Below are 22,878 nucleotides of genomic sequence, written 5' to 3' on the forward strand. Positions count from 1 at the left end.
CAGCGTTTATCGATGGATGGCAGTGTGCGGCGGCTCGGCGCCGCGCGCATGGCCCCGGTACATGCCCTCGGTGTTGAAGGGCAGGCAGACGTTGCCGGCGCGGTCGATGGCGATCAGGCCGCCGCTGCCGCCGATGGCAGGTACGGCCTGCATGATCACGGCGTGCGCGGCCTGCGCCAGCGACTGGCCGGCGTAGCGCATGCGCGCGCAGACGTCGTAGGCCGCGGCCGTGCGGATGAACATCTCGCCGCTGCCGGTGCAGGACACGGCGGCGCGCTTGTCGTCGGCATAGGTGCCGGCGCCGATCAGCGGCGAGTCGCCGACGCGGCCGACGCGCTTGTTGGTCATGCCGCCGGTGGAGGTGGCGGCCGCCAGATGGCTGCGCCGGTCGAGCGCGACGGCGCCAACGGTGCCGAACTTGTTCGTTTCGTCCAGTGGCGCGGTGGACAGCGCCGCTGCGCGTGCCGCGCCGTCGTGGTCGAGCGCGACGCGGCCTTCGGCGCGCGCGCGCCGCAGCTGCTCGCGGCGCGCCTCGGTGGAGAAGTACTCCGGTTCGACCATTTCCAGCCCGCGCCCGCGCGCGAAGGCCTCGGCGCCGGCACCGGCCAGCAGCACGTGGGCGCCGTCGTCCATCACCGCGCGCGCGGCGTGCACCGGGTGGCGGACGCGGCTGACGCCGGCGACGGCGCCGGCGCGCAGCTCGGCGCCGTCCATCACGGCCGCGTCGAGCTCGTGCGTCTCGGCGCTGGTGAAGACCGCACCGTGGCCGGCGTTGAACAGCGGGCAGTCCTCCAGCATCTCGACCGCCAGGCACACCGCGTCCAGCGCGCTGGCGCCGCGCAGCAGCAGCGCCTGGCCGGCGAGCACGATGGTGCGCAGCGCGTCGTGGTAGGCCGCGGCCGCGCTCGCGTCCAGCGCCGCCGCGCTGATGGTGCCCGCGCCGCCGTGGATGGCAATGACCGGTGTGGTTCTCATCGTGCCTTCTTCTTTCTGTTCGGCGCGCGCGGCGCCGGCGCCTGTTGGTTCTTTTCGGCGTTGGCGGCCCGCAAGTCCTGCGCGCCATGCAGCCAGGGCATGACCGAGTGGACGATCTTGCCGGCGGCCTGGAACGCGCCCGGCGCGCGCAAGGCCACCGCGCTGGTCAGCGCCTCGATCAGCGCCAGCACGCTGGTCTCGCAGTTGGGGCGGTAGCGGGTCTCGGTCTGCGCATAGAGCACCACGTCGGCCAGCGGCGCCAGCGGCGAGCTGGGCCGGTCGGTCAGGGCCAGCACGCCCACGCCCTGGGCGCGGGCGATGCCGGTCAGCGCCATGGTGTCGGTCAGGTAGCGCGGGAAGCTCAGCGCCACCAGCAGGTCGCGCGGCCCGCCGCGCGACAGGGCGCGCGCGCCGTGCGTGACGCCGCTCACCGAGGGCAGCAGGCGCACGTCGGCGCAGTAGGTGTCCAGGCCATGCTGCAGCAGCCCGGACAGCCAGGCGCTGGCGCCGAAGCCGACGACGTAGATGGTGCGCGCGTCGAGGATGCGCGCCACCGCCGCCTCGCAGGAGGCCGGGTCCAGCGCCTGGCGGGTGGCCTCGATGTTGCCCCGGCTCTCTTCCAGCGCGGCGGCAAAGACCTCGGCCACCGTCGAGGGCTGCGCCAGGCTGCCGCGCAGCCGTTCCACCGGCGCCAGCAGGGGCTCGAAGCCGCGGACCAGTTCGGCGCGGAAGTTCGCATAGCCGTCGAAGCCCAGGGCGCGCGCGAAGCGGTTGGCGGTGGCCACCGACACGCCGGCGGCCGTCGCCAGTTCGTCGATCGGCAGCGTCGCGACCTGCAAGGGGCGCTCCAGCACGTAGTCGGCCACCTGCCGGTGCGAGCGCGTCAGCTGCGGCAGGGCCTGCGCGATGCGCTGCGCCACGGTGGTTGCGGAAGACGCGGAAGAGGCAAGCATTCGGTTCGGGCTCGCCCCTTCAAGGTGCGAAATATGAAAAGAAAATTACAAACTGGTGCGAGAAAAGAAAATTTTCGATCATCGGCCGATGTTTAGCAAGTCGTGGGCCAGTGGGTTTTCACCAAGGGACCTGTCGCGCCTGTCATTCGAGGCGGGCGTGGCAATCCGAGTCGTGCGCGTGAGCAGCGAGTGCTCCGGCGACACCGTCAAGGCGGTGGCCCGGCGCGCGGGCTTCGGTAGCGCTGCTGCGTTCTCACGCGCGCACTCTCCGTACTCTCGTACGTATGGCTCCGCGCCCCGCGGCGGCGAGATCAAGCGCAGTGCCAGTTGACGTGATGCGTGGCGGGCATCACGCAGCACGGCAAGCGCGTGCGCTTCTACTCGACGGTCGAGGCCTTGATGTCCTTGACTCTGGCCATGGATTTCAAGCCTTCGCGATGTGCAGGAAGTTGGTGGTTCCGACGACGCCGAATGGCATGCCGGCTGCGATCGCGACGTAGTCGCCCGAGACGGCGTAGCCTTCCCGGCGCGCCAGCCCACAGGCGCTGTCGATCATGTCGGGCACGTCCTGGATGACTGCATCGGAATGCACCGAGTGCACCCCCCAGGTCAACGCGAGCCGCCGAGCGATGGCCAGGTCAGGTGTGATGCTCAGCACGGGCGCGACGGGCCGCTCGCGTGCTGCGCGCAGGCTTGTCGCTCCGGATCGCGTGTAAGTCACGATGGTGGACAACGGGAGCAAACTTGCAGTAACGCGCAGCGACAGGCACACGGCGTCTGCCACTGACGCAAGTGGCTCTTTCCGCGACGCATCCATGCCCGAGCGGTAGTAGGGATCGGATTCGACCTCGGCAATGATCCGGTCCATCATCGCAACCGCCTCCCGTGGATAGGCGCCGGAAGCGGACTCCGCGGAGAGCATCACGGCGTCCGCGCCGTCGTACACCGCGGTCGCAACGTCGGAGGCCTCGGCCCTGGTGGGAACCGGTGCGGCGATCATCGATTCGAGCATCTGGGTGGCGACGATCACCGGCTTGCCCGCGTCGCGGCAGGCACGCACGATCCGCTTCTGGATCCGCGGTACCTGCTCGGCGGGCAGTTCGACGCCCATGTCGCCGCGGGCGACCATCACCGCGTCAGTCAGGGCGATGATCGCGTCGAGGCATTCGATGGCGGCGGGCTTTTCCAGTTTCGAAAGGACACCGGTTCGACCTTTGACGATCGCATGCACTTCCTCGAGATCCTCCGGTCGCTGGACGAACGACAACGCGACCCAGTCCACTCCCAGCGTCAGGCCGAAGGTCAGGTCGGTACGGTCCTTGGCCGTGAGGGCTGAGATCGGCAGCAGGACCGATGGAACGTTGACGCCTTTGCGTTCCGACAAGCGTCCACCGTTGACCACACGAGTCTGTGCGAAATCGTGACCGCAAGCTTCGACGATCAGACATATCTTCCCATCGTCGAGCAGCAGGTCCGTGCCTGGCTTGAGGGCGGCAAAAATCTCTGGGTGCGGCATGGGTGCCCGTGAGGCGTTGCCTGGAGTCGGATCGAGGTCGAGGCGGAAAGCCTCTCCCGTCTTCAGCTCGATCGGGCCGTCTGCGAACGCCCCGATGCGCAGCTTTGGTCCCTGCAAATCGAGCAGGATCGAGATCGGGCGCCCGGCGTCGTGCTCGACCTCGCGGATCATCTTGACGCGCTCGGCATGCTGCGCGTGGGTTCCGTGACTGAAGTTGAGCCGAAAAACATCGGCACCGGCGTCGAACAGCGCTCGGATGGTGACAATGTCGGCACTTGCAGGCCCGAGGGTGGCGACGATCTTGGCGTGGCGTGAACGCTTCATGACAGGTTCCGGATCAAAGAATGAAATCAGTGCTGATGAACTTCGACTCACGTCAGCCGTCTGAACCACTCCAGGCCGGAGGATGTCGCTCCTTTCGGGCGGTACTCGCAGCCTATCCAGCCGTCAAAGCCCAATTCATCGATCAAGTTGAATAGGTAGTCGTGATTGAGTTCACCGACGTCGGGTTCATTCCGAAGCGGTACTCCAGCGATCTGCAGGTGGCCCACATGGCCGGAAGGCAGATATTTGCGCAGCTTCATCGACACATCGCCCTCGACGATCTGGCAGTGGTAGAGGTCCATCTGGACTTTCAGATTCCGTGCGCCGACCTCGGCCACGACCGCGTGCGCCTCATCCTGCCGATTGAGGAAGAATCCGGGAATGTCGCGCGTGTTGATCGGCTCGATCAGTATGTCGACGCCGCGAGCGGCCGCCTGTTCTGCGGCCCAGGCCAGGTTGGCGGTGTAGGTGCGGCGCAGCGTGGTGCGATCCGCGTCCGCCGCCGCAAGCCCTGCCATCGCATGCACGCGCGGGCATTTCAATGCCTCGGCGTAGTCCAGCGCTGTCAGGACACCGCGACGGAATTCCTGTTCGCGCCCGGGCAGACACGCAATGCCGCGTTCGCCCGCATCCCAATCGCCGGGTGGAGCGTTGAACAGTACTTGTTGCAGGCCATGGTCGCTCAGACGCTGCGCGAGAACGGCGCTGTCGTAGGCGAATGGAAACAGGTATTCGACGGCCTTGAAGCCGTCATCGGCCGAGGCGGCGAAGCGGTCGAGAAAGTCATGCTCAGGGTAGAGCATGGTCAGATTGGCGGCAAAGCGGGGCATAGAGCTTCCTTCGTGGGGTGTTACCAGCGCGCGCCGAAGTGGGTACGCAACTCGTCGATACGTTCAGGTGAGAGCGGCTGAGGCCTTGCCGTCAGCCAAAGCCGCGCGGTCTCCTCCAGCTCTTCGAGCACAGCGCAGGCTTGCGCGGGCGAGCCGTGCCATACGTTGGGACCGAGCCGGTCGAGCATCACGGCGCGGATGGGCGTGCCCGCTTCTCGCATCGTCACGATGCGGCGTGCCACTTCGTCGCCTGCGGCGGGATCGCCGGGCCGGTGGTATGGGATCAGCGGAACGTGACCGACCTTCATCACGTAGTACGGTGTGATCGGAGGAACGATGTCGTGCGCGTTCCACACGCCAGCGAGCGAGAGCGCGACCAGGTGGGTGGAATGCGTGTGGATCACGCAGCGCGCGTGCGGGTCGGCCGCATAGATGCGTCGGTGCAGGGCGAGCGTCTTGGATGCGGGGTCGCCGCCGGTTTGAACGCCGCCGATGTCCACCTCGGCCAGGTGCACCGGTTCGAGCTGCCCGAGGCATGCATCGGTGGGCGTGATCAGAAAGCCATTGTCGGTGCGCACGCTGATGTTGCCGGCCGTGCCATGCACATAGCGGCGGTCGAACAGCGACGCGCCAACCCGGCAGATTTCCTCTCGCACGTCGCTTGTCATGCCGCCAGCTGATCGAAAGCCTTCGTGAAGAAGTCGGTCGTTCCGAAGTTGCCGGACTTCAGTGCCATATGCAGCGTCTCGCCGGCACACGCCGGGGAGTGCACGGCCGTCCACGGCACGCCCGGGTCGATCTGGGGGCCGATGCCCATCTGACGCACATTGAGCTCGCGCACCACCGCACCCGAGGTCTCGCCGCCGGCCACGACCAGTTGCCGCACGCCGCGCTCGACCAGTCCGAGCGCGATGCTTGACAGTGCCTCCTCGACCAATTCGCCGGCACGTGCGACGCCGAGTTGCGCCTGGACGTCCTTGACTGAAGCCGACTCGGCGGTGGCATACACCAGCACCGGCCCATCGAGTACGTGCTCGCCGGCCCAGGCCAAGGCCTCGCCCACCACGTCGTCGCCGGCAGCGATCGCCAGCGGGTCGACCGCAAAGCTTGCCCGCCCGCTGCGCTTGAAGTGCAGGACCTGCACGTTCGTCGCCTGCGAGCAACTCCCCGACACGATCGCCCGAAGGCCCGAAGCGGGCGGCAGCCTGTCGGCCCTCGCGGCTGCCGCACCGGGTTCGTTGAACTGCCAGTTCTGCGGCAGGCCGATCGCCAGGCCGGATCCGGCGGTCACCAGGGGCATGTCTTGCACCGCCGCGCCGATCTGTATCAGGTCCTGGTTGGAGACCGCGTCGACCACGGCGATCCGGACACCTTCGGCCTTCAGCGCCGCAAAGCGCTCGCGAATGGCACGCGCACCCTGCGCGACCACGTCATAGGTCACCAGCCCGACCTTGTGCTTCGTCTGAAGCTGAAGCACGCGCACGAGATTGGCGTCCGTCATCGGCGTCAGCGGATGGTTGCGCATGCCGCTGTCGCTGAGCAACTGCTCGCCGACGAACAGGTGGCCGTTGAAGATCGTGCGCTGGTTCTCCGGAAACGCCGGGCAGGCGATGGTGAATTCGCCGTCCGGCAGATCGGACAGCGCGTCGAGCAGCGCATCGGTGACGGGACCGATGTTGCCCTCGGGCGTCGAGTCGAACGTCGAGCAGTACTTGAAGTACACCTGCTGCACGCCCTGGGCGCGCAGCCAGCGCAGCGCATCGAGCGACTGGGCCACGGCGTCGGCCGGCGCGATGGTGCGCGATTTGAGCGCCACCACGATGGCATCGGCATCGATCGCGGCAGATTCGTCCTCGGGTATCCCGATGGTCTGCACGGTGCGCATGCCGCTGCGCACGAGGTTGTTGGCGAGGTCGGTCGCGCCCGTGAAGTCGTCAGCGATGCAACCGAGCAGAGGCTTCGCGACCATGGCGCTCATCGTCCAGCCTTCGGCAGTTCGATGCCGGGGAAGATCTTGATGACCGCCGAGTCGTCTTCTTTCGCGAAACCGGCGGTCGAGGCCTGCATGAACATCTGGTGGGCGGTGCTCGCCAGCGGCAAGGGGAACTTGCTGGCCCGTGCGGTGTCGAGCACCAGCCCGAGATCCTTGACGAAGATGTCCACCGCCGAGAGGGGTGTGTAGTCGGCCTTCAGCACGTGGGCCATGCGGTTCTTGAACATCCAGCTGTTGCCGGCACTGTTCGTGATGACCTCGTACAGCGAGGCGGCGTCGACCCCTTCGCGCAAGCCGAGCGCCATGGCTTCGGCGGCGGCTGCGATGTGCACGCCGGCGAGCAGTTGGTTGATGATCTTCACCTTGCTGCCGTTGCCGGCGCGGTCGCCGAGCCTGTAGACCTTGGCCGCCATCGCTTCCAGCAGTCCCTCGCAGCGCTCGAACGCGGCGGGCTTGCCGGCCGTCATCATCGTCATGTCGCCCGAAGCGGCCTTGGCCGCCCCGCCCGAGATCGGCGCATCCAGGTACAGGATGCCGAGCGCTTCAAGCCGCGATTCCAGTGCGATCGACCAATTGGGGTCGACGGTGGAGCACATCACGAACACGCTGCCGCCGGCCAACTCGGAAGCGGCGCCGTTCGGGCCGAAGAGGATCTCCTCGGTTTGCTGCGCATTGACGACCACCGATATGACCACATGGCAGGACTTGCCTACCTCGGCGGGTGAGGCGCAGGCGACGCCGCCGTCCTTCGCGAAGGCTTCTGCCGCGCCGGGGCGCGCATCACACACGTGCACGGCGTGGCCCGCGCGGCGCAGCGACTTTGCCATTCCGGAACCCATGGCGCCGAGGCCGATGACTCCAATGTTGCTCATGAGGCCTCCTCAGCGATTGACCAGGCGCGCAGGCGTTCTCAGCACCGCGATGGCGCCGACCACCAGCGTGCCGGCCAGGACGTACATCCCGCTTTGCGTGCTTTGCGTCGCATCCTTCAAGTAGCCGACCAGGTAGGGACTGACGAACCCGGCCAGGTTGCCCACCGAGTTGATCGCCGCGATACCGACCGCGGCGGCGGCTCCCGACAGGAACGAAGTCGGCAGCGACCAGAAAAGCGGCGCGCACGTCAGCACTCCGGCAGCGGCCAGGGAGAGGGCCGCAACGGAGACGACGGTGTTGTGGACGAACGAAGCCGCAACGATGAAGCCGACCGCACCGAAGATCGCGGGAACAACCAGGTGCCAGCGGCGCTCGCGATGCGCGTCGGCGCTGCGTCCGATGAGGTTCATGGCCACGATGGCGCAGCCGAACGGAATGGCGCTGAAGAGGCCGATGTTGAGGTTGCCGGTCACGCCGGTCGCCTTGATCAGGGTCGGCATCCAGAATGTCAGGCCGTACTGCCCCATCACGAAGCAGAAGTAGATCAAGCACATCAGCCAGACGCGCCGGTCACCGAAGATCGCGCCGATCGAATGCTTGCTTTGCGTGCCCTTCTGGTCGGCGACGATTTCGCGTTCGAGCAGTTGCTTTTCCTGCTCGGTGAGCCATTTCGCCTGGCGGATGTTGTTGTCGAGGAACATCAGCACGACCAGGCCCATCACCAACGCGGGCAGGGCCTCGATGATGAACATCCATTGCCAGCCCTGCATTCCGCCGGTGCCCTGGAAGAGGTCCATGATCCAGCCCGACAGCGGATTGCCGAAAATGCCCGCGACCGGAATCGCCGACATGAACATGGCGATGATCTTGGCCCGGCGATGGGCCGGGTACCAGTACGTCATGTACAGGATCACCCCGGGGTAGAAACCTGCTTCGGCAAGCCCCAGCAGGAAGCGCATGACGTAGAACGTCGTCGGCGTCTGGACCCAGATGAACGCGGCCGACAGCAGGCCCCAGGTGATCATGATCCGGGCGATCCATACGCGGGCGCCTACGCGGTGCAGCAGGATGTTGCTGGGCACTTCGAAGAGGAAGTAGCCGACGAAGAAGACGCCCGCGCCGAGGCCGAACACGGTCTCGCTGAAGCCCAGGTCTTGCGACATCTGCAGTTTGGCGAAGCCGACGTTGACGCGGTCGAGATAGGCGACCACGTAGCACAGCATGAGCAACGGAACGATGCGCCAGAACACCTTCGCATAGGTTCGATCGGCTTCGGCGACGACGGGCCCCTCATGGGGCGATGTGGCAATGGTGGTCACGGGTGTCTCCTGGTGGTGTGGTGAATCGGTTGTCCACGGGCAGCGGTCCAGCGCAGCGAATGCGGGAGACCCCGAGACTGGGCCATTCCGGTTGTTCGCGCTAACAATTGCATTTTTGCTTGTCTGTTAGCGCAAACAATTCAGTATTTACCCTGCCCATTGCGGGACCCACGGCGATGCGGCCTGCAGTCCCAGGCATCGAGAGTGGCCGCTATGCTTGGCTACTCGGCGGGCTTCGCGGCGAACGTTGACGCCCCGCCGGGTCCGGGCCTGAGCAAATGAGAGGGGATTCAATACCCGATGGATGAACGACAGGAATCTTCTGGCGACGTGACGTTGTCCGAGGTCGCGCGCCTGGCCGGGGTGAGCGGCATGACCGTGTCACGGGTGCTGCACGACCATGTGAACGTCTCCGAGGAGACCCGCGCCAAGGTGCAGGCGGCGGTGGCGGCACTCGGCTACGTGCCGAATCGCCTCGCTGGCGCCCTCGCCACCGCAAGGACGCGATTGATGGTGGTGATCATTCCGTCGCTGGGCAACATCGTGTTCCCGGAGGTCCTGCGCGGAGCGAACGAGCGCTTCGAGGCGGCCGGCTACCAGGCCGTGATCGGCGTGTCGGACTACGACCTCGCGAAGGAAGAGCAGCTCATCGCCGCAATGCAGTCATGGCGGCCGTCGGGCTGGATCCTCGCCGGGCTCGAACACACGCCGCGCGCCCGTCAGATGTTGCGCGAGGTCCGCAGTCCCGTGGTCGAGGTGATGGACATCGATGGCGAGCCGATCGACATGGCGGTGGGATTCTCGAACGTCGCAGCAGGGCGGGACATCGGCAAGTTTCTGACCGACAGCGGCCGACGCCGCATCGGGTACGTTGGCGGCAATCTTGAGCGCGACCTTCGTGCTGGCAAGCGCCTGGAAGGCTTCGTGCAGGCCCTGTCCGAGCGCGGCATCGCGTTGCAGGGTCGGTTCACCGCCGACCAGCCGTCGTCCTTGCTGCTGGGCCGCTCCGGTCTGGCGCAACTGCTTGCCCGGCACCCGGATCTCGATGCCGTCTATTTTTCCAACGACGACATGGCCGTGGGCGGCCTCATGCATTGCATGGCTGCCGGTATATCGGTGCCCGACCAACTGGCCCTGGCGGGATTCAACGGACTGGAAATCGGTGAAGCGGTGCCGCTACGCTTGACGACGATCAAATCGCCGCGCTACCGCATCGGTCAGCTCGCCGCCGACCACATCCTCGCCAGGCTTGCCGGCCAAACGCCCCCGCTGCGGGAGGATATTGGCCTTGAGTTCATCGCCGGGCAGACAGCGTAGAGACATCACCTCCCGCTGCGCCTCACTGCGACTTCAGGTACTGGGCGAGATCTGCAATCTCCTGCGGGGTGAGGCCCAGCGATCGCCTGGTGTTGTAGGTGGCTGCGACCTCCTCGAGCGTGGCGGCGGACCCGTCATGGAAGTAGGGCGCATGCTGCCAAACGCCTCGCAGAGGCGAGGTGCGGTACATCCTGGTCGCCGAACGGGAAGCGTAGCTCGGCGTTTCCGGTTCCGCCATCGAGTCGCTGGGGGGATGCAGCGTCGAGTTGGCATCCGTGAAGAGGGCGCCGCTGTGGCAGTTCACACACTTTCCTGCGCCGTCGAAGACCACCTTGCCCCGCGCGGCTGCAGCGGCGTCGAAACTGCCCGCCGGCGCAGCGGGGGCCTTCAACGACAACTGATACGCCTGCAACGCGGGCAACTTGTTCGTCACCAGGTCTGCGGTGCCGTTGGTGATGTTCAGGTTCAGGCGCGGCTCGGAGAAACTTCCCTGGCCGCCCATCTGGGTCACGGCCACATACCGGTTCCAGTAGGCGATTTCGGCGCCGTCGCCGGTGAAAGTCACGCTGTGAATGCCCTCCAGCCCATAGGCCGGCGGGATGACCACCGGCTTGTTGAGGCCATCGATGTTGAACCGCGGGTCGTACTTGCCTTTGCCCCAGGAGAGATAGACGGCTTTCTTGGCCGCGTCCACCGCCGGGGAAAGCGCGATGATGGCGCCGGGATTCAGGTCCCGATTGGGCCAGCCATCGAGCCGCTTGCCGATGCCCGGCGCGAAAGAATTGTCGACGGTCGAGTGGCAGAGGGCGCAGGTGACGCCGACGCGGGTCAGCGCATCCTTGCCGCCGACCGTCTCCACAGTGCCCTTGAGGCCGACCACAGCGTCCAGCTTCAGCAAGGCGACGGTCGTGGCGGGACTCTTGAGATCGACACTTCCATCCTGGATGCCCTTCGCCACGGCCGCCGGCAGCGCCTCGGCGTCGACCTTCAGCCCGACCGCCAGCGCGGTCACGGGGCTGACTGCGGTACTGATGACCTCATGCATCCGCAGCGTGCCGGTCCAATGGGCTTCGTCGCCGAAAGTGTCGAAGCGGAAGATCTGCTTGCCCTGTGCGACGAGAGCGGCTTGCTCGGCTGCCGGACCTCCGGCGCCACCCGTACCGACGCCGCCTCCACCCCCGCCACCGCCGCACGCGACAGTCAGCGCGGCTGCGACCGCAGCCGTGGTCGCGATCAGCACGGTTCGTGCGCCGACCTGGGTTCCAACGCCGCTCGCTTCCAGCCATTCACGACGTGACGTGGTCATGTGGAGCTCCTTTCGCAGCACCCGTGTGGGGGATTCAGCGCGCAACGCCGGCTTGGCCGATGCCAGCCATGACGCGCGCGATGATGGCGTCGCAGCGAATGCCATCGAAAGCGAACGCGTCGCTCAGCGCGACATCGACTTCGCGCGACAGCGACTCGCGCAGCAGCCCGCGGGCGCGAAAGAAGCGGCTGCGCACAGTCGCTTCCGGAATCGCCAGCGCAGCCGCCACTTCCTCGATGCTCATGTCTTCCACGGCACGCAGCACGAACACGGTGCGAAACGCTTCGGGCAAGCCATCGATGCCGGACTCGATCAGGTGGCGCATCTCCCCGCGCATGGCCACGCGCTCAGGCTGTTCGTCGGCGTCCGCGTGCATCCACGTTTCTCCTTGCGCTTCGCACAGATCCGTGGCGGCGTCGAGCGGGACCACCTGGGCACCGGCGCCGCGGCGCAGCCGCCCCAGCGCCTCGTTCACCACGATGCGCACCAGCCAGGTGGACAGGCGCGCCTCGGCTCGGAAGCCGGAGAGTGAACGCCAGGCACGCAAATAGGCCTCCTGCAGCGCATCCTGCGTCTCTTCGTCGTTCTTCAGGATGCTGCGGCCGGTGCGAAACAGCAGGCGGTTGTGCCTGCGCATGATCTGCTGGAAGGCATCGATGTCGCCACGCGCAGCGCGAGCGGCCAGTTCGGCATCGGAGGCGGAGGTCGGTGCAGCGGTGCTGAATGGAAGTGGTGGCATGTCGGACCCCTGTGCCCATTGGATGGGGCAGGGGATCGTGCTGTTCCCGCATGCCGCCTTTGCCGGAACAGGTCCAGCGAGGCGGACAATCCCTTTCTTGGGACATCTCCTGGAGGAGCACACCTATGGCGGATCGAAAGGACACGTGGGCAGCCGGCGATCTCTACGAGCCCTACGTGGGGCGCTGGAGCCGAAAGGTCGCGGCCGAACTGCTGGCCTGGCTTCGGGTGCCGCCGCAGTCGGCATGGCTGGACGTCGGCTGCGGCACCGGGGCCCTCACGCAGACCATCCTGGACCACGCGCAGCCGGCCTCGGTGCTCGGCATCGATGCCTCTGAAGGCTTCGTCGACCATGCGCGCAGCCATATTCCGGATCCGCGCGCGTCCTTCGAGGTCGGCGATGCGCAGAAGCTGCCGGTCGAGGCGGGGCGTTTCGATGCGGCCGTCGCCGCGCTGGTGCTGAACTTCGTTCCGGAGCCCGGGCGCGCGGTCGCCGGGATGGCACGTGTGGTCAAGCCCGGAGGGACGGTGGCCGCGTACGTGTGGGACTACGCCGGCCGGATGGAACTCATGCGCCACTTCTGGGACGCCGCCGTCGAGCTGAATCCGGCGGCCGCTGAACTCGACGAAGGGCGGCGATTTCCGCTCTGCCAGCCGGCGCCGCTCGAGGCGCTGTTCGTCCAGGCGGGATTGCGTGCCGTCGAAGTGCGTCCCCTCGACGTCGCGACGCCGTTTCGCGACTTCGACGACTACTGGACGCCGTTTCTGGGCGGACAAGGACCTGCGCCCGGTTATGCGATGTCCTTTAAGGAGGCGGATCGGTCGAGGCTGCGCGAACGCATTCGCGCCGCATTGCCGCGCCGGCCCGATGGCGCGATCGCGCTGAGCGCGCGCGCCTGGGCCGTGCGCGGGTTCGCCGCTTAGGGCCTGTTCGCAGGCCCTAATCAAGCGCGGCGCAGGAATTTTCTCAACATCAGTTTGGCGGGGCTGCTGCCGAAGATCAGCCGCGAATACGAGACGAACAGGTCCTTGGGAAGCAGCACGCTGCCGTAGTAATAGATGCGGTACTGGCGTGGCCCCCGGCGGGTGTCCGGGTGGCGCAGCACCTTCCACAGCAGCCCGAGGTCCTTGCCGGCCCCGGACAGCCAGCGTTCGAGGAAGGTGAGCCAGAGATAGCCCCCTTGGTCGTCCAGCGGCCGCCACAAGGAAGCCGAGCCGGGCCTGATCTTCTCGAGCTGGCTGCGCAGCCAGGCATCGAAACGGCGGGCACGTTGCAGCGTCTTCCTGATCTGCTCCAGCGAGACCATCGACCCCGACGAAATGGACGTGAGGTGGATGCGATAGCGTGTCAGCGGTTCGGGAATCCAGGCGGTTGGGCTGAGCAGCGTGGCGGCAGTGCAAAGCTGCAGGTCCTGGTACATCAGCCGATCGGAGTCCAGCGGGCCGATGGCGGCCAGGACCTCGCGCCTGAAGGCCAGCGCCGAGGTCAACGCGAGCACCGGGGTCGAGGCGGCCTTCAATGCCTCGGAAGCGAGCCAGCCCTCGGGCCCTTTGCCGCCGGGATAGTAGGGCGCGAGGCCCAGACGGGGCTGCACCTCGGAGAAGCGCATCATGCTGTGGTGGACCCAGCCGGGGCGATGTCCGTTCACGCGCCCGCGCAAGGCGGCGAGCACCTTTTCGATGCGCTCCGGCACGATGGCGTCGTCGGCATCGAGCAGGAGCACCACGTCCCCGGAGCATGCGGCGAGCGCGGCATTCGTCGCCGAGCAGATTCCACCGTTTGGCTGATGGATCGCCCGGATCTGGGGCAGGCGCGCCGCATAGCCGTTCAGCACCTCCGCGGTGTCGTCGGTCGAGCCGTCGTTCACCACCACGATTTCGTCAGCGGGGATGGTCTGGGCGAGACAGCTCTCCAGGCACTCGGCCAGGAAGCGGCCGTAGTTGAAGCAGATGATGGCAATGCTCACCCTCGGCACGGGCGGCAGCTCGGGCATCGCCAGCGGCTCGAGCGCAATTTGGACCGGTGCTGCGGACATGGTCTTGCCAGCTTTCCATGGACATGTGTCGGGATGGCGACGAGGCGCACCCCTCCTGCGGTAGGCGCGCGTCGAATTTTGCCAGCGAGGCAAGATGCGCGCCATAGCTTTTCATGCATCGAGCCGCCGGCCTCAAAGCAGCCGCGAAACCTCCGCCGCCGCGGCCAGCAGCGCGGGCAGCATGGTCTCCTGCATCACCTTCGCGCTGGTGCGGTTGGCCTGGCCGCTGATGTTGAGCGCGGCCACCATGCGGCCGGCGCGGTCGACGATCGGCGCGGCGATCGAGATCAGGCCTTCTTCCAGTTCCTGGTTGACCAGGCACCAGCGCTGGCGCCGCGCCTGCACGACCTTGGCAAAGAGGGTGTCGATGTCGGTCAGGGTGTGGCGCGTCAAGGCTTCGAGCGTCGAGGCTTCGAGCCGCGCGCGCACCTCTTCATCGTCCAGGTCGGCGAGCAGCAGGCGGCCCATCGAGGTGCAGTACGCGGGCAGGCGCGAGCCCACGCCGAGGCTGATTCGCATGATCTTGTGCGTCGGCACGCGCATCACGTAGACGATGTCGGTGGCGTCGAGCACGGCCGCCGAGCACGACTCCTGTACCTGCTGCACCAGCGCCTCCATCACCGGCTCGGCACGGTTCCAGATCGGCATCGACGAGAGGTAGGCGAAGCCCAGGTCGAGGATGCGCGGCGTCAGCGCGAAGAGCTTGCCGTCGGAATCGACGTAGCCCAGCGTCTGCAGCGTGAGCAGGATGCGGCGCGCACCGGCGCGCGTGAGGCCGGCCGCGGCCGCCACCTCGCTCAAGGTCTGGCGCGCTGCGCTCGCGCTGAAGGAGCGGATCACCTGCAATCCGCGCGCGAAGGACTGCACGTAGCTGTCGCCCGGTGTGGGTGCGGTGGGCTGCTTCTTGTGGGTTGCCATAGCGGTGGATCTTCTTTAAAATTCATTATACGAACACTTGTTCGGTATGCGAACAAAATCGCAACCTGGGTGTTTCGCTTTTCCCCACCCCCGGAGACAGATTTCATGATCAACAAGATCGCGCGCTCGGTCGCCGATGCCATGGCCGGCATCCCCGACGGCGCCACGGTGCTCATCGGCGGCTTCGGCACCGCCGGCATTCCCGGCGAGCTCATCGACGGCCTGATCGAGCAGGGCGCCACGGACCTCACCGTCGTCAACAACAACGCAGGCAACGGCGATACCGGCCTGGCCGCGCTGCTGAAGGCCGGGCGCGTGCGCAAGATCATCTGCAGCTTTCCGCGCCAGGCCGACAGTTACGTCTTCGACGAGCTCTATCGCTCCGGCAAGCTCGAACTGGAACTGGTGCCGCAGGGCAACCTGGCCGAGCGCATCCGTGCGGCCGGTGCCGGCATCGGCGCCTTCTTCTGCCCGACCGGCTTCGGCACCCAGCTGTCCGGCGATCGAGAGACGCGCGAGATCGACGGCAAGCAATACGTGCTGGAGTACCCGATCCGCGGCGATGTCGCGCTGATCAAGGCCGAGCGGGGCGACCGCTGGGGCAACCTCACTTACCGCAAGGCCGCGCGCAACTTCGGGCCGGTGATGGCCATGGCGTCCGACCGCACCATCGCCACCGTGCACGAGATCGTCGAACTCGGCGAGATGGACCCCGAGGCCATCGTCACGCCGGGCATATTCGTCCACCAGATCGTCAAGATCGAGCGCGTCGCCACGCAAGCCGGCGGCTTCAAGAAGGCAGCCTGACCATGAGCAACTACCAACGCCGCACCAAGGACCAGCTCGCCGCCCGCGTCGCGCAGGACATCTTCGACGGCGCCGTCGTCAACCTCGGCATCGGCCAGCCGACCCTGGTCGCCAACCACCTGCCGGCCGGCCGCGAGGTCATCCTGCACAGCGAGAACGGCATCCTCGGCATGGGCCCGGCGCCGGCCGAAGGCCAGGAGGACTATGACCTGATCAACGCCGGCAAGCAGCCGGTCACGCTGCTGTCCGGCGGCGCGTATTTCCACCATGCCGACAGCTTCGCGATGATGCGCGGCGGCCACCTCGACATCTGCGTGCTGGGCGCCTTCCAGGTCTCGGCCACCGGCGACCTCGCGAACTGGAGCACCGGCGAGGAAGGCGCCATCCCCGCGGTCGGCGGCGCGATGGACCTGGCCATCGGCGCCAAGCAGACCTGGGTGATGATGGATTTGCTGACCAAGAAGGGCGAGAGCAAGGTCGTCGCCCAATGCACCTATCCGCTGACCGGCATCGGCTGCGTGAAGCGCGTGTATTCCGACCTTGCCACCCTCGAATGCACGCCCTCGGGCTTGAAGCTGATCGACAAGGTCGAAGGCCTCGAGCATGCCGAGCTCGAAAAGCTGGTCGGCCTGCCGATCACCATCTGACGACAACTTCGACGAGAGACGCACCATGACGAATCAAGCCTTCATCTGCGACGCCGTTCGCACCCCCTTCGGCCGCTACGGCGGCGCCTTGTCGAACGTGCGCGCCGACGACCTCGGCGCGGTGCCGCTCAGGGCGCTGATGGAACGCAACAAGGACGTCGACTGGCAGGCCGTCAGCGACGTGCTCTACGGCTGCGCCAACCAGGCCGGCGAAGACAACCGCAACGTCGCGCGCATGTCGGCGCTGCTCGCGGGCCTGCCGCAGCAAGTCGGCGGCGGCACCATCAACCGCCTGTGCGGCTCGGGCCTGGATGCGGTCGGCACCGCGGCGCGCGCCATCAAGGCCGGCGAGACTGGCCTGATGATCGCGGGCGGCGTCGAGAGCATGAGCCGCGCCCCCTTCGTGATGCCGAAGGCCGAGAGCGCCTTCAGCCGCGCCAACGCGGTCTACGACACCACCATCGGCTGGCGCTTCGTCAACAAGCTCATGAAGGCGCAGTACGGCATCGACTCGATGCCCGAGACGGCCGAGAACGTGGCCACCGACTACAAGATCGAACGCGAGGCGCAGGACCGCATGGCGCTGGCCTCGCAGCAGCGCGCCGTGGCGGCGCAGAAGTCGGGCTTCTTCGATGCCGAGATCGTGCCGGTCAGCGTGCCGCAGAAGAAGGGCGACGCGATCGTGGTCGACAAGGACGAGCATCCGCGCGACACCAGCCTCGAGGCGCTGGCCAAGCTGAAGGGCGTGGTGCGGCCCGACGGCACCGTGACCGCCGGCAATGCCAGCGGCGTGAACGACGGCGCCTGCGCGCTGCTGCTGGCCGACGAGGCGCATGCGGCCAAGTACGGCCTCACGCCGCGCGCCCGCGTGGTCGGCATGGCCACGGCCGGCGTGCCGCCGCGCGTGATGGGCATCGGCCCGGCGCCCGCCACCGAGAAGGTGCTGAAGCTCACCGGCCTCACGCTCGACCAGATCGACGTGATCGAACTCAACGAAGCCTTTGCCGCGCAGGGCCTGGCGGTGTTGCGCCTCCTGGGCCTGAAGGACGACGACGCGCGCGTCAACATCAACGGCGGCGCGATCGCGCTCGGCCATCCGCTGGGCGCCAGCGGCGCGCGCCTCGCGACCACCGCGGTGAATCAGCTCCACAAGCAGGGCGGCCGCTATGCGCTGTGCACCATGTGCATCGGCGTGGGGCAGGGCATCGCCGTGATCCTGGAACGCGTCTGATCGGACTCGCCCGAAGCGACCAGCTGCCGGGCCTACTGCGGCAGCGGGCGACCGGTGCGCGCGCTGGTCCCGCCGCTTGAATCCGCGCCTGAATTTCTTTCTACAACTCCGGAGACTTCCCATGTTTTTCAGATCCTTGATGGCGGTCGCGGCCCTGGCTGCCGCCAGCCTGATGCCCGCGACCGCCAGCGCGCAGCAGTTCCCCACCAAGCCGGTGCGCATCATCACGCCCTTCCCGGTGGGCGGCGGACCGGACGGCGTGGCGCGCCTGGTGGCCGACAAGCTCTCGCGCGCCTGGGGCCAGCCGGTGGTGGTCGAGAACCGGCCCGGCGGCAATGGCTTCATCGCCATCGATGCCTGGAAGCGCGGCGCCAAGGACGGGCACGACCTGCTGGTGCTCGACAACGTGCACCTCGCGGCCTATCCGGCGCTGTTCAAGAAGCTGCCCTACGACCCGAACAAGGACTTCGACGCGCTGCTGCCGCTGTTCAAGGCGTACTTCTTCTTCACCGTGCCGGCCGACAGCAAATACAAGACGGTGGGCGACCTGATCGCCGACGCCAAGGCCAACCCGGGCAAGCTCAACTACGGCTCCTGGTCGGTGGGCAACCCGGTGCATCTGGGCTCGGAACTCTTCGAATCGGCCACCGGCACGCAGATGGAGCACGTGATCTACAAGGAGACCACGCAGCTCTACACCTCGGTCTCGACCGGCGAGCTGGCCTTCGCGCTCGGCACCAGCGCCACCGCCGGTCCGCTGCAGCGCGCCGGCAAGCTGCGCCTCCTGGCGGCGGCGGCGCCCAAGCGCGTCGCAGCCTTCCCCGAGGTGCCGACGGTCGGTGAGTCTGGCGGCCCGCAGGGCTTCGAGGTCACCGGCTGGAACGCGATCGCGGTGCCGCAGGGCCTGCCGGCTGCCGTGACCGACAAGATCAAGCGCGACATCGAGAAGGGGCTGGCCGAGGCCGACGTGCAGGAGAAGTTCAAGAGCTTCGGCTACGAACCCTTCCCGACCACGCGCGAGCAGTTCAACCAGTTCGTGCAGAGCGAGACCAGGCGCTTCGGCGACGTGATCAAGAAGGCGAACGTCTCGCTGGACTAGGGCTCTTGCTGAGCGGCCTGCCACACCAGCGTGGCGGCCGCGAGGTCTTCGAGCGCGCTGCCGACGGCCTTGAAGACGGTGCGCTCGCTGTCGTCGGCGCGTCCGCAGTGCGTGCCGCGGCACAGCTCGGCGAGCGTGGCCTGCACGTCATCGCGCGAAAGCGTGCCGGCCGCGATCGCATCGAGCAGGTCGCCGGCCTTCTGCAACGCTTCGTCGGTGTCGACGAAGGTCCGCGCACCGGCGAAGCAGGCTGGGTCGGCCTCGCGCATCTGCGGCGCGAAGCTGCCGATCAGGTCCAGGTGCGAGCCCGGCGCCAGCCACCCGCCTTGAACGAGCGGCGTGGTGGCGAGCGTCGCGCAGCTCACGATGTCGGCGTTGCGCGCGGCGGCCTCGAGATCGGTCACGGCTTGCGCGTTCCAGCCTTCGCTGCGCCATTGCGCCGCCAGCGCCTGCGCGCCCTCGGGCCGGTGGTTCCACACCCGCACTTCGTCGATCGCCCGCACGGTGGCAAGCGCGGCCGGCAGCAGGCGCGCGACGCGGCCGGTGCCGAGCACGAGCAGGCGCCGCGCATCCGAACGCGCGAGGAAGGAAGCGCCGAGCGCCGAAGCCGCCGCCGTGCGGTGGGCGGTGATCTCGTTGCCGTCCATCACCGCGAGCGGCACGCCGGTGTGTGCGTCGTAGAGCACGTAGGTCGCATGCAGGCCGGGCAGGCCGTGCGCACTGTTGCCGGGAAAGATGTTGATGGTCTTGATGCCGAGGAAGCCCGCATCGCTCCAGGCCGGCATGATCAGCACCGTGCCGCGGTCGGCGCCGGCTTCGATGGCATGCACATGGCGCGGCGGCACCTTGGCCTCGCCGGCGAAGGCGTCGCGCAAGGCGGGAACCAGGCGGGCCAACTGCAGTGCGCTGCGGGTGCTGTGCTCGTCGAAATGTTTCATGGCGTGGTCGGCCTCAGGCAGAAACCAGCTGGCTCCATTGGAGTCCGTATTTGGCGAGGTACTTGCGCAGGCGGTCGGCGTCGTTGACCACCGTGCGCTGGCCGCGCGAAGCCTGGAACAGCTGGCGCCCGGCATCCGAGAGCGTACGCGCGTCGCGGCAGACGCGCACCACCGCTTCGAGCTGAATCCGATCGAACAGGTCCAGCTCCGCCTCGCGCTCGGCGCCGAGCAGGGCGCCGAGATCGATCGCATCCTGCCCACCCGAGGGCGCGGCGCGCTTCCAGAGCCAGCGCAGGCGTGCGATCTCGGCCTGCACCAGCTCGCCGGTGATGCGCCCGCCATCGGCCAGCGTTGCGAGCCGCGTCACGCTGGCCGAGAGATCGCGGAAGTTCCCGCTCCAGAGCGCCTCGTCGCTGCGCGCGAAGCGCAGGTAGGCGGCGCGCGCCTCGGCATTGAAGCGTGCCACGCGGTGGTTCTCGGCGGCGTAGAGCGCGAGCAGATGGTCGATGTTGGGCTCGATGTCCTCCGGCCGTCGGGCGAGGCCCGGCAGGTCGTAGGTCCAGAGGTTGATGCGCGCGAACAGATCTTCGCGAAAGCGCCCGCCGGCCACGTCGGCGCGCAGATCGCGGTTGGTGCCGGCGATCAGCTGGAAGTCGCTTTCCACTTCGCGGTCCGAGCCCATCGGGAAGAAGCGCTTCTCCTCGATTGCCTTCAGCAGCATCGCCTGTTCGTCTGCGCCGAGTTCGCCGATCTCGTCGAGAAAGAGAACGCCCTGGTGCGCGCTTCGCAGCAGGCCGGCGCGCTCCGCCGCCGCGCCGGTGAAGGCGCCTTTCTTGTGGCCGAACAGCGTGGATGCCGCGCCGTCGCCGCGCAGGGTGGCGCAGTTCACCTCGACGAAGGCGCCGGTTGCCTGATGGCGCGTCTTCTTGAGCTCGAACATGCGACGCGCGAGGAAGGACTTGCCCGCGCCCGTGGGACCGACGAGCAGGATCGGCGCGCGCGAGCGCACGGCGACGCGCTCGATCTCGTCGATCAGTGCATTGAAGCGCGGGTTGAGCGTCGCGATGCCGCTCTTGAGGAAGGCGACCGCATCGCGCTGCTCGGCTTCGAAGCGCCGCGCGATCGCGTCGTAGCGCGAGAGGTCGAGGTCGATCAGCGTGCAGTCGCCCGGGTCGCCGGCGCGCTGCCGCTTGGGCGGCGCGGTCTGCGCGAGCACGCCCGGGATGGCGCGCGACTCCGCCAGCAGGAACATGCAGATCTGCGCTACGTGCGTGCCGGTCGTGATGTGCGTCCAGTACTGCTCGCGCTCGGCGTCGAAGGGATAGGCGCGCGCCCAGTCGTAGAGGCGGGTGTAGACCTCGCCGAAATCCCAGGGATCGGCGATGTCCATCTCGACCAGCCCGACCTGGGTTTCGGGCGAAACTGTCGCGATGTCGGCCTGGACTCTTTCTGCGAGCGCCTTGTGCCGCAGCGTATGGATCAGCTCCATGCGCGCGATCACCATGTCCTCGTGCTGCGTCAGCGAGACGGTGGGGCGCCATTTCTCCCAACGCCCGGCGCCCTGTCCGGCGTCGAGCTGGGTGCCGAGGAAGCCGATGACGACGATGGGTTTCATAGAGATAAAAAACTAGCGAGTATTCTAGTCTCTGGCAGCCTGCCTTCGACGGTGTCCTTAGGACGCCAAAGAAAAATCCTTTTCCATCAACGACTTGGTCTTTGCTGGCATTGCCTGCTCCGCATTGGCACACTCTTCGCAGACAAGACGGCAAGCGCCGTTGTGGCGTGAGTCGGGGAGGGTGCAATCGGCACTCTCCCGAGCGAGAGAAAAGACATGGAACAGAACTACGAGCTGCACGAAGTCGAGAACGGCGTCCCGGTGAAGATGTGGACCCGCGGCGTGCCCGTCGAAGACGAAGCGCAGAAACAGCTGGAGAACGCGGCGCGCCTGCCCATTGTGTTCAAGCACATCGCGGCCATGCCCGACGTGCACTACGGCATCGGCGCGACCGTGGGCTCGGTGATCCCGACCTTCAGGGCCATCATCCCGGCCGCGGTCGGCGTGGACATCGGCTGCGGAATGATGGCGTGCAAGACCACGCTGCAGGCGAACGACCTGCCCGACAACCTGGGGCCGCTGCGTGCCGCGATCGAGAAGGCCGTGCCGCATGGGTCCAACCCGAAGCGCCAGGGGCGGGACAAGGGCGCGTGGGAAACCCCGCCCGACGAGACCGACGCCGCGTGGGCGAGGCTCGTTCATGAGTTCGACGCGATCTGCGAGGACTACCCGCGCCTGAAGAACACCAACAACCACAAGCACCTGGGAACGCTGGGCACCGGCAACCACTTTATCGAGGTCTGCCTCGATCAGGCGGGCGCCGTGTGGTTCATGCTGCACTCGGGTTCGCGCGGCGTGGGCAATGCGATCGGCACGCACTTCATCGAGCTCGCGAAGAAGGATGCCGAGCAGCACCAGCGCAACCTGCCCGACCAGGACCTGGCGTACTTCGAGGAAGGCGCCAAGTACTTCGGGGACTACGTGCGCGCGGTGGGCTGGGCCCAGAAGTTCGCGCGTGCCAATCGCGAAGTGATGATGCAGCGCGTGGTCGCGGCCGCGCGCAAGGTCGTCGCCAAGCCTTTCGAGGCGCATGTGGAAGCGGTGAACTGCCACCACAACTACGTGAGCCGCGAAACGCACTTCGGCCAGGACGTGCTCGTGACCCGCAAGGGCGCCGTGAGCGCGAAGGCGGGCGAACTCGGCATCATCCCGGGCAGCATGGGCGCCAAGAGCTACATCGTGCGCGGCAAGGGCAACCCCGAGAGCTTCATGAGCTGCAGCCACGGCGCCGGCCGCAAGATGAGCCGCACCAAGGCGAAGAAGCTCTACACCGTGGCCGACCAGATCGCCGCCACCGCCGGCGTGGAATGCCGCAAGGACGCCGACGTGATCGACGAGATCCCGATGGCCTACAAGGACATCGACGCCGTGATGGAGGCGCAGAAGGACCTGGTGGAGGTGGTGTACACGCTCAAGCAGGTGGTGTGTGTGAAGGGGTAGCCC

At 67.2% G+C, this 22,878-nt stretch carries 21 protein-coding genes; 7 read left to right on the forward strand and 14 right to left on the reverse strand.

Translation table 11 applies throughout. From position 1 onward, the window contains the following. Positions 1-6: 6 nt before the first annotated feature. The 8 genes from ACSQ9I_RS05415 to ACSQ9I_RS05450 form a co-directional block, all read right to left on the reverse strand. Positions 7-975 carry an isoaspartyl peptidase/L-asparaginase family protein gene (locus tag ACSQ9I_RS05415; protein WP_436302934.1) on the reverse strand — a complete coding sequence of 323 codons (969 nt, stop codon included), beginning with the start codon at positions 973-975 and terminating at the stop codon, positions 7-9. Further along, positions 972-1,928, reverse strand: a complete 957-nt coding sequence (locus tag ACSQ9I_RS05420) for a MurR/RpiR family transcriptional regulator (protein WP_436312491.1) — start codon at positions 1,926-1,928, stop codon at positions 972-974. Before ACSQ9I_RS05420 ends, ACSQ9I_RS05415 begins: the two co-directional genes overlap by 4 nt. A 424-nt stretch (positions 1,929-2,352) precedes the next feature. Next, positions 2,353-3,768 carry a pyruvate kinase gene (gene pyk / locus ACSQ9I_RS05425; protein WP_436312492.1) on the reverse strand — a complete coding sequence of 472 codons (1,416 nt, stop codon included), beginning with the start codon at positions 3,766-3,768 and terminating at the stop codon, positions 2,353-2,355. A gap of 47 nt (positions 3,769-3,815) precedes the next feature. Beyond that, positions 3,816-4,598: a 2-oxo-tetronate isomerase gene (otnI, locus tag ACSQ9I_RS05430; RefSeq protein ID WP_436293721.1), complete on the reverse strand. Its 783-nt coding sequence runs from the start codon at positions 4,596-4,598 to the stop codon at positions 3,816-3,818. 20 nt (positions 4,599-4,618) lie between these two features. Further along, positions 4,619-5,266, reverse strand: coding sequence for a class II aldolase/adducin family protein (locus tag ACSQ9I_RS05435; protein ID WP_436312493.1), 648 nt, complete (start codon positions 5,264-5,266; stop codon positions 4,619-4,621). Continuing rightward, positions 5,263-6,567 carry a 3-oxo-tetronate kinase gene (gene otnK, locus ACSQ9I_RS05440; RefSeq protein ID WP_436312494.1) on the reverse strand — a complete coding sequence of 435 codons (1,305 nt, stop codon included), beginning with the start codon at positions 6,565-6,567 and terminating at the stop codon, positions 5,263-5,265. The genes ACSQ9I_RS05435 and otnK overlap by 4 nt, the downstream gene beginning before the upstream one ends. A gap of 5 nt (positions 6,568-6,572) precedes the next feature. Further along, a complete protein-coding gene (gene ltnD / locus ACSQ9I_RS05445) occupies positions 6,573-7,463 on the reverse strand; it encodes an L-threonate dehydrogenase (RefSeq protein WP_436312495.1) in 891 nt (296 codons plus the stop codon). A gap of 9 nt (positions 7,464-7,472) precedes the next feature. Beyond that, positions 7,473-8,783, reverse strand: coding sequence for an MFS transporter (locus tag ACSQ9I_RS05450; RefSeq protein ID WP_436293719.1), 1,311 nt, complete (start codon positions 8,781-8,783; stop codon positions 7,473-7,475). A gap of 300 nt (positions 8,784-9,083) precedes the next feature. Between ACSQ9I_RS05450 and ACSQ9I_RS05455 the strand changes: the two genes are divergently transcribed. After that, positions 9,084-10,100 carry a LacI family DNA-binding transcriptional regulator gene (locus tag ACSQ9I_RS05455; RefSeq protein WP_436302940.1) on the forward strand — a complete coding sequence of 339 codons (1,017 nt, stop codon included), beginning with the start codon at positions 9,084-9,086 and terminating at the stop codon, positions 10,098-10,100. 22 nt (positions 10,101-10,122) lie between these two features. Here ACSQ9I_RS05455 and ACSQ9I_RS05460 read toward each other — a convergent pair whose 3' ends face one another. Together ACSQ9I_RS05460 and ACSQ9I_RS05465 are read right to left on the reverse strand one after the other, a co-directional pair. Further along, complete coding sequence (locus ACSQ9I_RS05460) at positions 10,123-11,511, reverse strand: c-type cytochrome (protein ID WP_436312496.1); 1,389 nt, start codon at positions 11,509-11,511, stop codon at positions 10,123-10,125. Beyond that, positions 11,441-12,145, reverse strand: coding sequence for an RNA polymerase sigma factor (locus ACSQ9I_RS05465; protein ID WP_436302942.1), 705 nt, complete (start codon positions 12,143-12,145; stop codon positions 11,441-11,443). The genes ACSQ9I_RS05460 and ACSQ9I_RS05465 overlap by 71 nt, the downstream gene beginning before the upstream one ends. A gap of 125 nt (positions 12,146-12,270) precedes the next feature. Here ACSQ9I_RS05465 and ACSQ9I_RS05470 point away from each other — a divergent pair, with 125 nt between their 5' ends. Continuing rightward, positions 12,271-13,068, forward strand: a complete 798-nt coding sequence (locus tag ACSQ9I_RS05470; RefSeq protein ID WP_436312497.1) for a class I SAM-dependent methyltransferase — start codon at positions 12,271-12,273, stop codon at positions 13,066-13,068. A 20-nt stretch (positions 13,069-13,088) separates the two neighbouring features. Here the strand turns inward: ACSQ9I_RS05470 and ACSQ9I_RS05475 are convergent, their stop codons facing one another. After that, complete coding sequence (locus ACSQ9I_RS05475) at positions 13,089-14,138, reverse strand: glycosyltransferase family 2 protein (protein WP_436312498.1); 1,050 nt, start codon at positions 14,136-14,138, stop codon at positions 13,089-13,091. 174 nt (positions 14,139-14,312) lie between these two features. Beyond that, positions 14,313-15,098, reverse strand: a complete 786-nt coding sequence (locus tag ACSQ9I_RS05480) for an IclR family transcriptional regulator domain-containing protein (protein WP_436312499.1) — start codon at positions 15,096-15,098, stop codon at positions 14,313-14,315. Positions 15,099-15,203: 105 nt separating this feature from the next. Here ACSQ9I_RS05480 and ACSQ9I_RS05485 point away from each other — a divergent pair, with 105 nt between their 5' ends. From ACSQ9I_RS05485 to ACSQ9I_RS05500, 4 genes are all read left to right on the forward strand, one after another. Beyond that, positions 15,204-15,905 carry a 3-oxoacid CoA-transferase subunit A gene (locus ACSQ9I_RS05485; protein WP_436312500.1) on the forward strand — a complete coding sequence of 234 codons (702 nt, stop codon included), beginning with the start codon at positions 15,204-15,206 and terminating at the stop codon, positions 15,903-15,905. Positions 15,906-15,907: 2 nt separating this feature from the next. Next, complete coding sequence (locus ACSQ9I_RS05490; RefSeq protein ID WP_093111553.1) at positions 15,908-16,552, forward strand: 3-oxoacid CoA-transferase subunit B; 645 nt, start codon at positions 15,908-15,910, stop codon at positions 16,550-16,552. Positions 16,553-16,577: 25 nt separating this feature from the next. Beyond that, positions 16,578-17,783, forward strand: a complete 1,206-nt coding sequence (pcaF, locus tag ACSQ9I_RS05495; protein ID WP_436312501.1) for a 3-oxoadipyl-CoA thiolase — start codon at positions 16,578-16,580, stop codon at positions 17,781-17,783. 121 nt (positions 17,784-17,904) lie between these two features. Continuing rightward, the gene (locus ACSQ9I_RS05500) at positions 17,905-18,882 is read left to right on the forward strand and encodes a Bug family tripartite tricarboxylate transporter substrate binding protein (RefSeq protein WP_436312502.1); all 978 of its coding nucleotides are present in this window, start codon (positions 17,905-17,907) and stop codon (positions 18,880-18,882) included. Here the strand turns inward: ACSQ9I_RS05500 and ACSQ9I_RS05505 are convergent. Together ACSQ9I_RS05505 and rtcR are read right to left on the reverse strand one after the other, a co-directional pair. Beyond that, positions 18,879-19,820 carry an ornithine cyclodeaminase family protein gene (locus ACSQ9I_RS05505; RefSeq protein ID WP_436312503.1) on the reverse strand — a complete coding sequence of 314 codons (942 nt, stop codon included), beginning with the start codon at positions 19,818-19,820 and terminating at the stop codon, positions 18,879-18,881. The genes ACSQ9I_RS05500 and ACSQ9I_RS05505 overlap by 4 nt on opposite strands. Before the next feature lie 13 nt (positions 19,821-19,833). Further along, positions 19,834-21,435, reverse strand: coding sequence for an RNA repair transcriptional activator RtcR (gene rtcR, locus ACSQ9I_RS05510; RefSeq protein ID WP_436312504.1), 1,602 nt, complete (start codon positions 21,433-21,435; stop codon positions 19,834-19,836). A 216-nt stretch (positions 21,436-21,651) separates the two neighbouring features. Between rtcR and ACSQ9I_RS05515 the strand changes: the two genes are divergently transcribed. Beyond that, positions 21,652-22,875, forward strand: coding sequence for an RtcB family protein (locus tag ACSQ9I_RS05515; RefSeq protein WP_436312505.1), 1,224 nt, complete (start codon positions 21,652-21,654; stop codon positions 22,873-22,875). The last annotated feature ends 3 nt before the right edge of the window (positions 22,876-22,878 follow it).

The organism is Variovorax sp. LjRoot84, from assembly GCF_964254305.1.
In the GTDB taxonomy this organism is placed as follows: domain Bacteria; phylum Pseudomonadota; class Gammaproteobacteria; order Burkholderiales; family Burkholderiaceae_C; genus Variovorax.

Bases quoted from the DNA above. Each gene is read 5' to 3' on its own strand.
- ACSQ9I_RS05415 (WP_436302934.1), bottom strand. From the start codon at position 975: ATGAGAACCACACCGGTCATTGCCATCCACGGCGGCGCGGGCACCATC.
- ACSQ9I_RS05420 (WP_436312491.1), bottom strand. From the start codon at position 1,928: ATGCTTGCCTCTTCCGCGTCTTCCGCAACCACCGTGGCGCAGCGCATC.
- pyk (WP_436312492.1), bottom strand. From the start codon at position 3,768: ATGAAGCGTTCACGCCACGCCAAGATCGTCGCCACCCTCGGGCCTGCA.
- otnI (WP_436293721.1), bottom strand. From the start codon at position 4,598: ATGCCCCGCTTTGCCGCCAATCTGACCATGCTCTACCCTGAGCATGAC.
- ACSQ9I_RS05435 (WP_436312493.1), bottom strand. From the start codon at position 5,266: ATGACAAGCGACGTGCGAGAGGAAATCTGCCGGGTTGGCGCGTCGCTG.
- otnK (WP_436312494.1), bottom strand. From the start codon at position 6,567: ATGGTCGCGAAGCCTCTGCTCGGTTGCATCGCTGACGACTTCACGGGC.
- ltnD (WP_436312495.1), bottom strand. From the start codon at position 7,463: ATGAGCAACATTGGAGTCATCGGCCTCGGCGCCATGGGTTCCGGAATG.
- ACSQ9I_RS05455 (WP_436302940.1), top strand. From the start codon at position 9,084: ATGGATGAACGACAGGAATCTTCTGGCGACGTGACGTTGTCCGAGGTC.
- ACSQ9I_RS05460 (WP_436312496.1), bottom strand. From the start codon at position 11,511: ATGGCATTCGCTGCGACGCCATCATCGCGCGCGTCATGGCTGGCATCG.
- ACSQ9I_RS05465 (WP_436302942.1), bottom strand. From the start codon at position 12,145: ATGCCACCACTTCCATTCAGCACCGCTGCACCGACCTCCGCCTCCGAT.
- ACSQ9I_RS05470 (WP_436312497.1), top strand. From the start codon at position 12,271: ATGGCGGATCGAAAGGACACGTGGGCAGCCGGCGATCTCTACGAGCCC.
- ACSQ9I_RS05475 (WP_436312498.1), bottom strand. From the start codon at position 14,138: ATGCCCGAGCTGCCGCCCGTGCCGAGGGTGAGCATTGCCATCATCTGC.
- ACSQ9I_RS05480 (WP_436312499.1), bottom strand. From the start codon at position 15,098: ATGGCAACCCACAAGAAGCAGCCCACCGCACCCACACCGGGCGACAGC.
- ACSQ9I_RS05485 (WP_436312500.1), top strand. From the start codon at position 15,204: ATGATCAACAAGATCGCGCGCTCGGTCGCCGATGCCATGGCCGGCATC.
- ACSQ9I_RS05490 (WP_093111553.1), top strand. From the start codon at position 15,908: ATGAGCAACTACCAACGCCGCACCAAGGACCAGCTCGCCGCCCGCGTC.
- pcaF (WP_436312501.1), top strand. From the start codon at position 16,578: ATGACGAATCAAGCCTTCATCTGCGACGCCGTTCGCACCCCCTTCGGC.
- ACSQ9I_RS05500 (WP_436312502.1), top strand. From the start codon at position 17,905: ATGTTTTTCAGATCCTTGATGGCGGTCGCGGCCCTGGCTGCCGCCAGC.
- ACSQ9I_RS05505 (WP_436312503.1), bottom strand. From the start codon at position 19,820: ATGAAACATTTCGACGAGCACAGCACCCGCAGCGCACTGCAGTTGGCC.
- rtcR (WP_436312504.1), bottom strand. From the start codon at position 21,435: ATGAAACCCATCGTCGTCATCGGCTTCCTCGGCACCCAGCTCGACGCC.
- ACSQ9I_RS05515 (WP_436312505.1), top strand. From the start codon at position 21,652: ATGGAACAGAACTACGAGCTGCACGAAGTCGAGAACGGCGTCCCGGTG.